At 58.4% G+C, this 13,631-nt stretch carries 16 protein-coding genes and 2 pseudogenes; 17 read left to right on the forward strand and 1 reads right to left on the reverse strand.

From position 1 onward, the window contains the following. Positions 1-64: 64 nt before the first annotated feature. A complete protein-coding gene (locus KQP84_RS01885; RefSeq protein ID WP_215844867.1) occupies positions 65-421 on the reverse strand; it encodes a hypothetical protein in 357 nt (118 codons plus the stop codon). Positions 422-704: 283 nt separating this feature from the next. Between KQP84_RS01885 and KQP84_RS01890 the strand changes: the two genes are divergently transcribed. The 17 genes and pseudogenes from KQP84_RS01890 (at position 705) to traF (ending at position 13,631) form a co-directional block, all read left to right on the forward strand. Then, entirely contained in the window at positions 705-1,034 is a 330-nt protein-coding gene (locus tag KQP84_RS01890) for a type IV conjugative transfer system pilin TraA (protein WP_215845001.1), read from the forward strand. A 9-nt stretch (positions 1,035-1,043) separates the two neighbouring features. Then, positions 1,044-1,340: a type IV conjugative transfer system protein TraL gene (gene traL / locus KQP84_RS01895; protein ID WP_215844865.1), complete on the forward strand. Its 297-nt coding sequence runs from the start codon at positions 1,044-1,046 to the stop codon at positions 1,338-1,340. A 17-nt stretch (positions 1,341-1,357) separates the two neighbouring features. Next, positions 1,358-1,930, forward strand: a complete 573-nt coding sequence (locus tag KQP84_RS01900; protein WP_039390256.1) for a TraE/TraK family type IV conjugative transfer system protein — start codon at positions 1,358-1,360, stop codon at positions 1,928-1,930. Then, a complete protein-coding gene (locus KQP84_RS01905) occupies positions 1,923-2,648 on the forward strand; it encodes a TraK domain-containing protein (protein ID WP_215845002.1) in 726 nt (241 codons plus the stop codon). The genes KQP84_RS01900 and KQP84_RS01905 overlap by 8 nt, the downstream gene beginning before the upstream one ends. Further along, a complete protein-coding gene (locus tag KQP84_RS01910) occupies positions 2,638-3,990 on the forward strand; it encodes a TrbI/VirB10 family protein (RefSeq protein ID WP_215845003.1) in 1,353 nt (450 codons plus the stop codon). The genes KQP84_RS01905 and KQP84_RS01910 overlap by 11 nt, the downstream gene beginning before the upstream one ends. Positions 3,991-4,204: 214 nt before the next feature. Then, on the forward strand, positions 4,205-4,342 hold the full coding sequence (locus KQP84_RS01915) for a hypothetical protein (RefSeq protein WP_215845004.1): 138 nt from the start codon (positions 4,205-4,207) through the stop codon (positions 4,340-4,342). Then, positions 4,335-4,499 (forward strand): FtsK/SpoIIIE domain-containing protein, encoded by a 165-nt coding sequence (locus KQP84_RS01920; RefSeq protein WP_215845005.1) that lies wholly within the window; start codon positions 4,335-4,337, stop codon positions 4,497-4,499. The genes KQP84_RS01915 and KQP84_RS01920 overlap by 8 nt, the downstream gene beginning before the upstream one ends. After that, a complete protein-coding gene (locus KQP84_RS01925; protein ID WP_215845006.1) occupies positions 4,492-5,043 on the forward strand; it encodes a TraV family lipoprotein in 552 nt (183 codons plus the stop codon). The genes KQP84_RS01920 and KQP84_RS01925 overlap by 8 nt, the downstream gene beginning before the upstream one ends. A 117-nt stretch (positions 5,044-5,160) precedes the next feature. Next, entirely contained in the window at positions 5,161-5,352 is a 192-nt protein-coding gene (locus KQP84_RS26390; protein ID WP_215845007.1) for a TraC family protein, read from the forward strand. Continuing rightward, positions 5,352-7,655, forward strand: coding sequence for a type IV secretion system protein TraC (gene traC, locus KQP84_RS01935; RefSeq protein ID WP_215845008.1), 2,304 nt, complete (start codon positions 5,352-5,354; stop codon positions 7,653-7,655). The genes KQP84_RS26390 and traC overlap by 1 nt, the downstream gene beginning before the upstream one ends. After that, positions 7,652-8,008, forward strand: a complete 357-nt coding sequence (locus KQP84_RS01940; RefSeq protein ID WP_065106158.1) for a TrbI F-type domain-containing protein — start codon at positions 7,652-7,654, stop codon at positions 8,006-8,008. The genes traC and KQP84_RS01940 overlap by 4 nt, the downstream gene beginning before the upstream one ends. Positions 8,009-8,040: 32 nt before the next feature. Beyond that, positions 8,041-8,691 (forward strand): type-F conjugative transfer system protein TraW, encoded by a 651-nt coding sequence (gene traW, locus KQP84_RS01945; protein ID WP_215845009.1) that lies wholly within the window; start codon positions 8,041-8,043, stop codon positions 8,689-8,691. A 10-nt stretch (positions 8,692-8,701) separates the two neighbouring features. Further along, positions 8,702-9,460: pseudogene (locus tag KQP84_RS01950) on the forward strand (DsbA family protein); the annotation flags it as partial. A 48-nt stretch (positions 9,461-9,508) separates the two neighbouring features. Then, positions 9,509-10,513, forward strand: a complete 1,005-nt coding sequence (gene traU, locus KQP84_RS01955; protein ID WP_215845190.1) for a conjugal transfer pilus assembly protein TraU — start codon at positions 9,509-9,511, stop codon at positions 10,511-10,513. Between the two features lie 10 nt (positions 10,514-10,523). Continuing rightward, the gene (gene trbC, locus KQP84_RS01960) at positions 10,524-10,964 is read left to right on the forward strand and encodes a type-F conjugative transfer system pilin assembly protein TrbC (RefSeq protein WP_235321479.1); all 441 of its coding nucleotides are present in this window, start codon (positions 10,524-10,526) and stop codon (positions 10,962-10,964) included. Positions 10,965-11,013: 49 nt separating this feature from the next. Next, positions 11,014-12,858: a conjugal transfer protein TraN gene (locus tag KQP84_RS01965; protein ID WP_215845010.1), complete on the forward strand. Its 1,845-nt coding sequence runs from the start codon at positions 11,014-11,016 to the stop codon at positions 12,856-12,858. Between the two features lies 1 nt (position 12,859). Next, positions 12,860-13,631 (forward strand): annotated as a pseudogene (gene traF / locus KQP84_RS01970) (type-F conjugative transfer system pilin assembly protein TraF).

A 13,631-nucleotide genomic window follows, 5' to 3' on the forward strand; every position in this document is an offset into this window, starting at 1 on the left:
GCGCCCGGTTCAGTAAATACCGCCTTATTCAGACTGTTTGTTAATTTGCGGGCGTGCCACAGGTTTACTCCGGGACGGCGGAGGGGGTGAGTAAATCCGCATTTATCATTATCCAGGCATCAGGCACCACCGTGTCTGAATAAGGACTGATTTGCGACAGTGCCCGCTCAGCAGCCGATTGCAGCGTTCTGCCGGGGACACGCTTTTTAATGAATATGAGCAGGGGAATGGTGACGAGCTGACAAGCATAGAAGCGCCCTTCAGGTGTAGTCACTTCAAACCAGCCCGGGTCGCGCCTGTAACGGAAAAGGGCCTCTTCAAGCAGGTTACTTAAGCCCGTCTCATCATTTGTCCTAAAAATCTTAGCCGAAAGGCCCGCCGGATCGGCGACATGCACAATCAAATCGGCAGTTTCAGCCATGATTTTTCATTTCCATTCAACCAGTTAGTGATTTAAGTGAAATCTCTCACTACGACGATAAGAGAAAATGATCATTAAGATCAATAACTTAAATTGAAGTGTGCGATCCGGGAGCGTAAAAAAACGCCAGCCCGTAAATAAATTGTAAGTTTCTGTAGCAATGCTGCAGATATGTAAAGGAGGCGTAACCGTTAAGATATTAATTTGACTTAAGGCCATATGGCCAGCAACAGACGATAGTTCAACCGACTGACCATTATATCCCTAACTGAGGAAAAATCCTATGAAGGGCACTCTCTCTTCGTGTGTAAATTACTGCCGCAAGGCAGGGGCGGTAGCGTGGAACAAAGTAAACAAGCCAGCTTTGTTTACCGGAATGGCGATCGTGGCTTCAGCCGCGATGCCAGCCCACGCCGAAGATCTGTTCGCAAACGGGAAAACTACGATTAACGATACATTCGGATCTGGATCTACAGTTGTGTGGATTCTTTATATCCTTGAAATTATCGCGGCCGTGTTTACATATGTGAAAACCAAGAACCTGGCCATGTTCGGCGGTATCGCTGCGGTCATGGTATTTATCAACGTCGCCTTCGGCATTATCCCGGCTTAATGCGCGCTTATGGATAAACGTGACCGGTATACCTTTGCGGCTACGTTTTCCGAGCAAAAGCGGTTCGTGGGGCTGCCACCTGATGAGTTCTGCCTGTACGTGCCACTGGCACTGCTGGCAGTGTTTCTCAACATGTGGATTTTTGGCCCCACGCTCTTAGCCGCCGTGGTTGGAATTCGTCACCTCAAGAAAGGCCGCGGTTCTCAGTATCTTCTCAACCTAGCGTACTGGTGCCTGCCTACATCAGTGATGCGCTTCTTTATCAGCATCCTGCCTGACAGCTACAAACGGCACTGGGTCGCCTGACCCCCTCCGGAGACAACATGGAATTAAAGCTGCGTTCGGCGGGAAACCGCAATATGGCCGTGGCTATTCTGGTGCTGCTCGTTATCACGATCCTCGCGCTGGCGCTCTGCTGGCGCATTTACGGCGATAACCGGGCGCTCATGAATCAGCTCGTTAACAACCGACAGACCATTGTTATTCCCTACGGCGCGGACACGCCGTTCAGCTTTACCGGCGAGCGCGGCGACGCCCGCTACCTTCGCCTGATGGCGCTGGCGTGGTTGAACCTGCGCCTCAACATTTCCGACAGTAACGCAGACGCCAGCCACGAAATGCTGCTGGCCGGTGCCTGCGACGGCGCAGAGAAGTCCCTGAAAGGCGTGCTGGCAGACGAAGCCTCACGCGTGAAGGGAAACAGCGGCGGCTCGGTGTTCTATCCGAAGGATGTCAGCGTCTGGCCAGACAAGGGCATCGTGGACGTCATCGGCGATCTGCAACTGAGTTACGGACTGCATGACGCGGACCCGGTGAAGAAGCACTACCGCCTGCGCACCGATACCCGAAACAACCGTCTCTGCTGGAGCGCTTTCCTGGAGGTTCCTGATGCGTAAATCCCTGTTAATCAGCGCCGTGGCGTTGCTTACCGCCTTCGGTGCCCGCGCCGAACAGCTGACGCTTAACCCTGGCGCCCGCGTAAACGCGGCAGTGAGCAACACTAACCCAAACTACCTGCGCGTAAATGACGACCGTATTCTGAGCGTACAGGCGGCGCCGGGGATGCTGAGCGCCAAATCACCCACGCCGGAAGGCGCAATCGTATTTTCTACCGTAACCGATAAGCCGTTCACCATGTTCGTTCAGACCGCGTCAGGCTTTGCCTTCTCTGTGCAGGCCACGCCAGGCAAAAGAGCGGGGCTGAGCCTGACGGTGGATAACCGCGAGGTACAGGGTACGGAGGAGGCGCGGGAGTACGAGCAGAAGCAGGACACCTACAGCGCGCTCATCAGCGGCCTGGTCGGGCGCTTTATCACCAACCGCAAGCCTGCTGGCTACGTGTTCAGCAAAAATACCGACGTACCGGTAAGCGAATCGGTGAAAAGCGCCTTTGCTCTGCGTCCGGTGACCGCGTGGCAAGGCGACCGGGTCCGCATCGTGCGCACCGACTTAACCAGCCTCTCTTCGCAGCGCATTCGCCTGAGTGAGCGCTACTTCTGGAGCCCGGGCGTAATGGCCGTCGCTTTTAATCCACAGCTGGACGTGCTGGAGCCGGATGCGAAGGTGTCGGTGATCACTGTGTTCCGCACCCGAGGAGGCCCGGATGAACCTTAACAACCTGGTCCGCAGCAAGCAGCGCCGGCTGTTTGCCATCATTCTGGCCGCCGCTGCCGTAATCATCGGCGGCCTGTACCTTGCCAACCGTGGCGTGTCCGGTCATACGGTGAACAAAGCGGGCAAGCCCGATAAAGCTGCTGCCGAGCCTGACCTGACCGGCGGCGGCGTAGTGAATACGTTTGACGGTTCGGGGCAGGGCTCGCTGCTGGTGAGCGCACAGAACCGCGAGAAGGAAGCGCGGGAGCAGCTCTCCTTAATGCAGAAAGACTTCAGGTCGCTGAAAGACCAGATGTCGGACGTGATGAACAACAACAAGTCCCTGCAACAGAATGTCAGCGACCTGATGGAACAGCTGAAAAATCAGCAGAACCAGTCTAAAACCGCTCCGGGCGGTCAGCAGAGCGCAGGTGATACACCGCCTCGCACGGAATATACCTTTGCGCCTGCGCCCGTGCAGAGGGGCCAGATCGATAACCAGACGTTTGATTACTCGCCGTTTGAGCCCAAAGCGAAAGACACCTCCTTCTGGGTGCCGACCGGTACGTTCTCCGACGCAATCGTTATTGAAGGCGCCGATGCCAATGCCTCGGTGCGTGGGGAGAATAACCTGGTGCCGATGCAGTTTAAGCTCAAGGGAAAAGCGCATTTGCCGGGCAACAACAAGTTCGACCGGTTCGATAACTGCTTCGTGACGGCTGCTGCCTACGGCGACATCTCCAGCGAGCGGGCCATCGTTCAGCTGCAGCGTCTCTCCTGCATCATTGACGGTAAACATATCGATCAGGCGGTGAAGGGTCACGTCGCTTTCTACGGGAAGAACGGCATCAAGGGTGTACCGGTAATGCGCAACGGCAAAATCCTCGGGCTGGCGTTTACCGCCGGCGCGCTGGGTGGGCTGGGACAGAGCGCCTCGCAGGTTGGTCAGACGGTGACTGGCATTGGGGCAACCAGCACGGTAAGCGGAGGAGACGTGGCGCGCGGTGCCATCGGCGGCGGCGTGGGCAAGGCGGCGGACAAGCTGGCCGACTACTACATCGAGCGCGCCGAGCAGTATCACCCGATTATCCCGATAGGCGCGGCGAACCGCGTGGAGGTGGTCTTTATTGAGGGGTTCCGCGCGAAGTTTATTGAGGATGAAGAGGCTGCGAAGCTGGCAAAAGAGCAGCAGCGCTCAGGCGCACAGCAGCAGGACACGCAGACGCGTGAGCAGGGCAACAGCAGTCTTCCGCCGGACCTTGTCGGCAAACTCGGCGACGCGACGCGTCTCAATATGAATGACTTTGTTACCCCTTCAGGCAGCCAGCCGAAAAATATGATTCCGCAGGGCGTTTCGCAATGACAGACACAAAAATCCGGCTTCGTCACGCAGAGCACTGCGGCTGGATGGTGTTTACCGAAAGGACGGTGAGCTGCTTCGGGCGTGAGGCCGATGCACGAATTCCGGGTCTGCAGGCACTGGGCTACCGCGTCAAGAAGCTCTACTGCAAGCCCGGGCTCATTCCTGACGACGGTTACGTCGCGCTTTTCGGGGAACGCTGCGCCGCCTGCTGGAGGTGGCACCCGGCGACACCTTCGCCCTGGACATGCTGTCCCGGCTCGGGACCAGCGGCAAACACGGCGAACTCTTTATCGACTTTACCGAAATCGACGTGCTGTCATCCGGTAGCGCGCGCGGAGGACACCATGAATAACCCGACAGATGTATGCAATACACATCCTGCAGATGACCAGTCTTCTGCTGGTCACTTCCTGATGACGGGCGAAACCGGCGCGGGGAAAACCGTGCTGGTCATGTCCCTTATTAAAGACCTTCTCAACCAACACACAGACGGAGAGCGCCATGACTAAAGCACACTCTTTTATCATCAGCGCGCTGGCCGTCATGCTGAGCGGCTGTGCGGGCATGAACAGCGACTTTGAGTTCGACAAGCCTGCTAAGGACTCCGGGGTCTGGATGTCGCAGGCCGACGACATGTCTGCTGGCAGCAGCGGCAACGCCCCGTCAGCAGCTTCCGCCGCAGGCGGCTTTACCGGCGCTGGCATTCGCCTGGACGACTACCGCCTGATTGATACCGGCACCATCCGGCTGGACCCGCAGACGGAGGCGCCAGCGGGCCGGGGCAGCCTGAGCGAGGGCGTCCCGTTACGCGTGGTGAACACCGGCGTCCGCCCGTTCACGCGTGAAAACGGCGTGCTGCGCCCGGTGGCCAGGCAGACCGTATACTGCAGCGCGGCGCACTGCTTTCCGGAGCCTGCCGCCGCGTTCCGCCGTCCTGACGGCGTTGCACGCATCTGGATAGCGCCGTACGTTTCGTCCGACAACAACGTCCACATGGGCGAAATCATCTACAGCGTCTCCAGTCACGGCGACTGGAACGGCATTCTGATGTGAGGTCCGCATGAAATTTCTGAAAGGCTTCCGCTTTGACCCGCTGAACGTGGTGGACACAGTGGCGGGCATTCTGGGGAGCGCGACACAACGAATGAAACGCGTCAGAAGCTGCAGGACATGGACTACCCCCATATCCGCGACCTGCTGCCTTACCAGGACTATGACAGCGAAAGTCAGATCTGGGTGAACAAGGAGTCGGTGGGCTTCGTAATTGAGTCGCAGCCGCTGATTGGCGCCAACGAGAAGCTGGCAGAAAGCCTTGAGTACCTGCTGCGCGACGTGGCCCCCGCGACGTTCCGCTCCAGGTGATGCTGGTCTCGTCCCGGGCGGTGAAAGAGCAGGTCGAGCAGGGCCTGAAAAACTTTGCCTGGAAAGGACACCGGGCGGAGGAGTTTAACGACGTCACCGCCCGCTTTTACCTGAACGGGGCGCGCTATACCTACAGCAACGGGCTTGACCATCCACTGACCCTGCGCGACTACCGGCTTTTCTTTGTCTGGGGCATGCCGGTTAAAAGTCTCTCTGAAACCGATCTGGTGCGCGTGCGCGACGTACGCCGTAACCTGCTGAACGCCCTTAATGCGGCCGACATCTGGTCTGAGGCCATCGGCGTGACGGAGTTCAGCAGCGTATTGCGCGAGTTCTTTAACCATGACCCTGCGCGTCTTGAGCGCTACGACAGCGAGTACGATCCGGCGGCCGATCTGAACACGCAGTTCGTGGACCGCACCACCTCCTGGCGGGTGAAACCCTCGCATATCCGTATCGAGGGCAGCGACAGTGACAGTAAGCCGTTCGCCGCGCGTATGGTGAACCTGAACCTCGACAACAACCCGCAGGAGCATTACCTGTGGCAGAACGGCAATATTTTTCAGGACCTGATGTCACCGACCAACGGCATTCCCTGCCCGTTTATCTGCACGATGGTGCTGACCACCGAAGAGCAGATGAAGAGCCAGGGTGAGGCCAACAGCCGATTCCTGGCGCTGGACTCGCGCGTGAACACCAGTTACGCCAAATACATTCCGTCCACTACGCGTCAGCACGCTGAGTGGAAAGACGCCCGCGCGCGACTGCTGTCGAACCAGACGTCCCTCACGAGCTACTTTTACGGCATCACGCTGTTCTGCCCGGACGACGACGACCTGACGTCCCGCTACACCGAGAAAACGCGCAACGCCTTCGCGGCGCAGGGCCTGCGCTTCGTGCGCGCCGACTTCATGCAGCTGCGCAACCTGCTGGCCACGGTGCCGTTTGCGATGGTGAACAAAAAGCTGCGCGCTGACTGCCGTAAGACCGGCGGCATCCAGCGTTCGGAGTCGTTTCACGCGGTGAATCTCATGCCGATAATTGGGGACAATAAACTGTGCGCCTCGGGCATTCTTATTCCGAGCTACCGCAACCAGGTCGCGTTTATCGACGTGTTTGACGAAAGCCTGCCGAACACAAACTTCAACTGGTTTATGTCCGGCACCTCGGGAGCAGGCAAGTCGGTGCTGGCAAACTCGATTGCGCGCTCGGTGCTGGACAAGGGAGGCACGGTCGCGGTGCAGGACATCGGCGACTCCTACAAGGCAGCCTGCAGCAGCCTGGGCGGCACTTACATCAATGGCGAGTCGCTGCGTTTTAACCCGTTTGCGAACGTCACGGACATCACACTCGCGGCCGAGCGTATTCGTGATCAACTGTGCATTCTGGCCAGCCCCAACGGCCTGCTGGACGAGGTGCACGAGTCGCTGATTCTGGAGGCCATCACCGAGTCGTGGCCTCAGTATCAGCAGGACATGCGTATTGATCACGTCATTGAGTACCTCAAAAAACAGCAGGGCGCGATTACACGCGAGCACTCTTCACTGATTGGCGGGCGCATTGACGAAATTACCACGCTGCTCGGTAAGTACAGCACCACAGGCATCTACGGTAAGTTCTTCAACTCGTCCGAACCGACCCTGAAGCCTGATCTGCAGTTCGTGGTCACCGAGCTGGGCGACCTGCGCAAACAGCAGGACCTGCTGTCGGCCATTTTGTTCACCATCATGATCTGGAACGAGAACATGATGTACACCACGCCACGCAGCATGCGGAAGATGAATATCATCGACGAGGGCTGGAAGCTGCTCGGCGGGTCGAGCACCAAGATTAAGGACTTCATTGAAGAGGGATACCGCACCGCCCGCCGCCACAACGGCTCCTACGGCACGGTGACGCAGGCGATACGCGATAAAAACCTGTCCACGGCAGCGCTTGCAGCCTACGACAACAGCTCGTTTAAGTTCACCTGTATGCAGGACGCCAAGTCGTTCACCACCTTTCAGAAGGAGGAACCGCACGCCTTCAGCGAGCTGGAGTGGGAGATGATCCGTAAGTTCCCGCCGGCGAAAAAGGCGCGCTACAGCTCGTTCCTGCTCAGCGTGGGTGAGTTTTCCAGCTTCCACCGCCTCATTCTCGATCCGCTGAGCGACGGGCTGTTTTCCTCCAAAGGCGAGGACTTCACCTACCGCGAGAAGCGTCTGCGGGAAGGCGCGGACATCAAAGACATCCTGTTTGAGATGGCTAATAACGACGCGCACAAGCGCGACATCATCCACATGCTGCGGGAGATGCAACTTTGAATACAAGACACCTTGTGGCGGGCTGCGGCCTGTCAGTTGTGCTGAGCGTGGGCGCGTGCGCGACCGCCTGGTTTTTCTGGCTGAAGCCGCCCGTGCTGGTCACCTTCGATATGAAGGGCACGACCAACGCGCTTATACGCCAGACCGCGAAGCTGGATCTGAACGATGACCAGCGTAAAGCGTTGCTGAACCGCTTTGACCGCAGCGTCACCACCGCAACGGCGGATTATGCCAGCGAACACGGCGCGGCCATTCTGGTGAGTCCCGCAGTTGTTACTGGCCTGCCGGACGCCACGCCGGAGATTCAGGCGCGCCTCGCTGAGCTGATGAAGGCCGGCAACCCGCCGCAGTAACCCTGTCCGATCACCCCAACGGGAGCATCCCGATGACACATGCAACTCCGCTGGCGCGACTGGCCGCCAGCGCGCTGCTCACCATGCTCAGCCTGCAGGCAGGCGCGGCCGAGCTTGGCACCTACGGCGATACCTGGGACATTCGCGAGCGTAACCTGATCGCGGTTCTCAAAGACAACCTGAAACAGCACTTTGAAGGCCGATCGCAGGTTGACATTGAGCGGGAAATGCAGCAGAAGGCCGAAGACGAGGCGATGCGCCCGCCGCCGGTTGCCGGACTCACCACCGGGCGCGAAACGCACCACCGGCTGTTTGACCCCTCGTTTACGGTGCAGCGCGACATTGCCGACCAGAACGGCGTGGTGTTCGCGCACAAGGGACAGAAGGTGAACCCCTTTGACGTCATTCCGGTGTTTGACGAGACGCTTTACTTCATCGACGCCGATGACGAGCGGCAGATTGCCTGGATAAAGCAGCAGGTGCCGCACACCAAAACCTCCCGCGTCATCCTGGTCAGCGGCAACGTTCGCGACAGCGCACAGGCCCTTGGCAGCCGGGTCTACTTCGACCAGACCGGCAGCATCACAAAGAAATTCGGCATCACGCAGGTGCCTGCGGAAGTGAAGCAGGCACCCGGGCAGAAACTCTTCCTTATTACTGAATTCGGTCTTCCCGACCGCTAACGGAGCAGACATGAAAAAGTTAATCCTCACCGCCGCCCTGACGCTGAGCCTGACAGGGTACGCGACCGCAGACACGACCGGCACTGCAGCGGCTGCCTTCAGCGACGCGCAGAAGGCGCAGATCGGCGAGATCGCGGCAGACTACCTGCGCGCGCACCCGGAAATCCTGATCGAGATGAGCCAGAAGCTGCAGGCCCAGGCGCAGAACAAACAGATGGCGTCAGCAGCCGGTGCGGTGCTTGCAAACCAGGACGCGCTGCTGAATGACCCTTCCTCACCGGTGCTGCATCCGAAGGGCGACGTCGCGGTGATCCAGTTTTTTGACTACCAGTGCATTTTCTGCGCGAAGGTTGCTCCCACTGTAGAGCAGTTCATCAGTAAAAATCCTGACGTGCGCTTCGTCTATAAGGAGTGGCCGATCTTTGGCCGCCGCTGGCCGGCGTCCGTGCAGGCGGCAAAAGTCGGCCTGTCTGTTTATAAAAAGGGCGGCGCAGAGGCATACCACCGCTACCACGCGGCACTCTACGCGACCGGGCATGATGAAGGAAAGCTGCTCGATGAGGATATCCGTCAGGCAGCGGTAAAAGCGGGTGTGACTGACACACCGCGTGAGGAGGTTGAGGCGACTGACGCTGCGCTTAAAGCTAATGACCAGCTTGCGAAGCAGCTCGGTATTCAGGGCACGCCGGCCTTCTTCATTATGCCAGTGAAGGGCGCAACTGCTGAGAACATCAGCGTGATCCCGGGTGCGACAAGCCTGCAGGGGCTGCAGGCTGCAGTGGAAAAAGCACGCGGCGGCGTTAAGAAAGGGGCTGACATGGTCTGGCGCACGGTATTTCTGGCGCTGACGGTGTGGTTCTGCCAGTCCGCTAACGCCGCTGAAAACGGCAATACGTCCCTGACCTGCGACGGTCGCTGGGTCAACCCTATCACCGACGTGTGCTGGGAGTGCCTGTTCCCGATGAGCATCGGCAGCGTGCAGGTATCGGCCGGGTCGCTGCCGGATACCGAAAACCCGTCATCGCCCATTCAGTTCTGTCCGGTGCCGCCGCCCATTTTTGAGCGCCCGGGCATCGCGATTGGCTTCTGGGAGCCGTTTGCAATGACTGATGTGACGCGCTCGCCCGGCTGCATGGTGAACATGGGAGGCTTCAACATCAACATCCCGAACACCGGCACCGGCACCGGCACCAAAACGGCGAATGAGCACCCCGGCACCTTCTATCACGTCCACTGGTATAAGTACCCGCTGATCTCCTGGCTCAACATTATTACCTCGGAGATGTGTATGCAGGGCGGTGAGTATGACATCGGCTACCTCTCGGAGCTGGACCCGACCTGGCAGAACGACAATATTGCGCTGTTCCTGAACCCGGAAGTGATGCTGTTTGCGAACCCGGTTGCGCAGATGGCCTGCGCGGCCGACGCCGTGGCATCAGGTGTCAGCAAGCCGATTGATGCGCTGTTCTGGTGTGCCGGCTCACACGGCTCGATGTACCCGTTTACCGGCAACATTGTGAACGAGTCGAGCGGTCTGAACAGTTCGGTGCTGCTCTCTGAGCGCATGGACTTCAAGCTGCACCGCGAAGGGCTGATCCTCGATACCGTGCCGTATAACACCGCCGTCTGTTACGAATATCCGTCCGTCATCCTGCCGAAAAGCCGCTACCGCTATCAGATGGTGAACACCATACCGGACGTAGCGTCGTGTCATCCGCTGGGGCGCAACGTGATGCTGTGGCAGACCGGCAAAGAAATGCCGAACAGCAAAAAGAACTACGGCTATCTCATCTGGAAAAAGCGCAACTGTGTCGTGCTTTAAGCGAGGAAATATGAGGAAAACACGCAACACGCTGTGGCTTGCCGCCGGGCTGATGACCGCACTGTCCGCGCAGGCGGAAGACGCGCCGAAGGGCACGCAGGTCGGCAGCACGGAAAACGAGACGGCCTATTTCCTGTCCGCCTCGGTGCCGGAAAAAGAGATGGCCATTCTGATGAAAGCGGCGGAAGCGCGGAACATTCCGGTGTACTTCCGGGGCCTGGTTGGCGACAGCATGGAGCAGACCGCGAAGTACATGATGTACATGGTCACCACCTATAAGGTGCGCGGCGTGCAGATAGACCCGGTGCGCTTTGACCGCTACAGCGTGAAGCAGGTACCGGCGCTGGTTAAAAAGTGTGGTGACCACTTCGACATCGTGTATGGCAACGTGGCGCTGAACCAGGCGCTGGACATGATTAGCCAGCGCGGCGACTGCCGCAACAGGCCCTGACCACTGACCGCTGCGGCGGGCCCTTCTCTTACTCTGACCGGAACTCCCGATGAATAAAGCAACCCGCATCCAGCTGCTGGGCCTGCTGCTGACCTGCGCTTCAGCGGGTGCACTGGCGGCGTCAATGGATGCCTCAAACCAGGAAGGCATTAACGCCGCGAAGTCGGCTAACGGCACAACCAGCGCCGACCCGAACAGTTATTTTGACAACTACACCTCTGATGCGCCGCAGCGCGACTACTACGGCGACCCGACGCAGACGTCAACAAACATCGACGTAAAGGGGCAGACAGAGCTGAGCCAGTCGGAACTCGGGCAGACGGCCCGGGAATCCTATGTGAACAACCCGGCGGACAAGCTCAGCTACGACTCGGACATGATGAAACACAGCGATGAGATCCGGGAAAATGCGAATGCGATTACCGGGGTGAACGGCAATCAGTGCGTGGCGCAGGAGCTGAACAAAACCACCTACACGACGCACAGTTGTGAGATGGCATCCCCACTCTCACAGTCATGTACGCGTAAGGCCACAATTGTGACGACCGGGTCACGTGAAACCTTTAACACTCAGCTGGTACTGAATGCGGGTGATGTCAGCGGAAGGCGCATCGATAACTACTGGATTCAGTACGACATCACAGTGCCGCAGGATGGCATCATCAGCAGCGGAACGTGGGAGTTTCTCTATCCGTCCGCCCCCGGTTATCACGGTGGTCGCCTGGATTACTCCATTCAGGTGCTCGGGCAAAATTTCAGGACCAAAATAAACTACTCCGGCGCATTCAGCATAGCCACGCAGGAAGTAAAGCAGCGGCAGATCATCAGCCTTCTGGTACGCAATAACAGCGATGGCCACAACGATCAGGCCGTTGATAATTTCATGAAGCAGTTAGCCAGCGGACAAATGATTGTCCGCATCACCCTTCCGATGGAGGCGGTCCGGGATACGGTCAGTGCCGGGATTCAGTGGACGGACAGCTGCCCGGCAGACATGGGCGACGCGGTGAAGATGAGTGAGGTCTGCAGCGATCCAGGCGGCACACGTTCTGTCACGGTGGGCGGCAAGGCCTACAGCCTTTACAGCGACTGCTGGGGTTACACCACACAGTGGAATGTTTTTGAAGACGACACCAATACCTGCCAGGCCTATATCGACAATCCAAACTGCAGTGAAGGCACCCGTACCTGCACCCAGAAAATCGGCAACCTCTGCGTCTACAGCAAGCTGACCTGGCAGTGTGCGCACACCGTTAAGAGCACCGGCTATATCTGCGGCTCAGAGTTTTACTGCTCAGACGGCAGCTGCTCGGCGATGCAGGCGGGACAGAATCAGAACTTTGAGGCTGCGGTATCACAGCTGGCGGCACTCGCCGCTGCGGGAAAAGATTTCGCGGGCATGGACCCGGACTCAGTCACGGCGTTTACCGGCAAAGCGATGGCGTGCCGCAAGAGTGCGGCCGGCTTCAGCAACTGCTGTAAAAGCGGCGGCTGGGGTCAGGATGCCGGACTTGCGCAGTGCAACACCGAGGAAAAGGAAATCGGCACCGGCAAGGAGAAGAAGCTTGTCGTGAAGGTCGGCTCTTACTGCTCGAAGAAAGTGCTCGGTGTCTGCCTGCAGCAGAAAGAGGGCTACTGCGTCTTCGACAGCAAGCTCGCCCGCATCGTGCAGGAGCAGGGACGCCGGGATCAGCTGGACATCAGCTTCGGCTCGGGCAGCAACCCGGACTGCCGGGGAATAAGGGTGGCTGAGCTGCAGGGCATTAAGTTCGATCATATCGACTTCAGCGACTTTTACGACGACCTGAATAGCAACATTAAGCTGCCCGATCAGGACGCGCTGAACCAGCGAATCACATCCGACATCCAGAACAGCCTTAAATCAGGAGACTGACGTGAGAAAACTCATCAGCCTCACGCTGCTGCTTGCAGTATCGCCGTTGCACGCGGCAGAGGAAACAAAGCCCGATGGCTACAACTACGATCCGGCGGTCGGCTGGTACTGGTACAACGAGCCGGTAAAAAAGGATGAGGAAGAGCAGCCTGCACCACCACCTGCCGCGCCGCAGGAGACGCCCACGCAGAAGATGAAACGCCTTCAGGCGTTTCGCGACAACCTGATGAATGAGGCGATGCTGCACCCTCTACCGAAAACATCCGGCGCTACAAAATCGTGCAGGACTGGATGGTCAATCAGGCGAGCATGTTTGCATCGCGCTGGGAGAAAGTGCTGCTGGATAACCCGGAGCTGGACTACAGCCTGAAGCACCCATTTTACAACGGCACCGCCAACATCCAGTACACCGAGCAGCGGCAGAAGCAGCAGGCCGCCATCCGCTACGTTAACCAGCGCTACGGCGTTTTCTTCTTTATCGCGGTAACGAGCCGCTGGATAACCGTCTCGGCGGGGTAGTGAAGGAGTTCAGCGAGCAGTACGGCCTGACCGTTATCCCTGTAACGGTGGACGGACGCGCCAGCCCGGACCTGCCAGACACCCGGCAGAACGCCGGGCAGGCAGAGAAGATGAAAATCGAACACTTCCCGGCCATTTACCTGGTTGAGCCTCGCACGAAGAAATACCAGCCGCTGGCCTACGGCTTTATCACACAGGACGACCTGGCGCGCCGCATGCTCAACATCGTTACCGACTTCCAGCCCGAGGATTAA

This window comes from Candidatus Pantoea bituminis, assembly GCF_018842675.1.
In the GTDB taxonomy this organism is placed as follows: Bacteria; Pseudomonadota; Gammaproteobacteria; order Enterobacterales; family Enterobacteriaceae; genus Pantoea; species Pantoea phytostimulans.